This is a genomic window from Pseudomonas sp. EA_65y_Pfl1_P113 (assembly GCF_963970525.1).
GTDB lineage: Bacteria > Pseudomonadota > Gammaproteobacteria > Pseudomonadales > Pseudomonadaceae > Aquipseudomonas > Aquipseudomonas tritici.
Genome location: NZ_CAXAQM010000662.1, coordinates 1 through 436 on the forward strand (window position 1 = coordinate 1; position 436 = coordinate 436).

The 436-nt window shown below is 61.7% G+C and carries 1 protein-coding gene; it reads left to right on the forward strand.

All coding sequences use genetic code 11. The features are described 5' to 3' along the window. On the forward strand, positions 1-436 hold a 436-nt coding region (locus AACY52_RS31610; RefSeq protein ID WP_339561596.1), incomplete at both ends, for a class I tRNA ligase family protein.

Here is a 436-nt window from a genome sequence, read left to right on the forward strand (position 1 = left end):
CGGTGACCGGTGTCTCGACTTCGCTCGACACGAACGGTGAGGGAGCGAGCAACGGTTTCCTAAACCGCCCCCCGCAACTCCACGGCCGTTACCCGAACGACGTGCTCATCTCGGGCTTCGACATCCTGTTCTTCTGGGACGCCCGCATGATGATGCAGGGCATCCACTTCATGGGCGATGTGCCGTTCAAGAAGCTGTACCTGCACGGCCTCGTCCGCGCGGCGGATGGGCAGAAGATGTCCAAGTCCAAGGGCAATGTCGTCAACCCGCTCGGGCTGATCGACAAATATGGTGCGGACGCGTTGCGCTTCTTCATGGCGGCGATGGAAAGCCAGGGCCGCGACATCAAGATGGATGAGAAGCGCGTCGAGGGCTATCGCAACTTCGCGACCAAGCTGTGGAACGCCTGCCGCTTCGCGCAAGCCAACGGCATCGG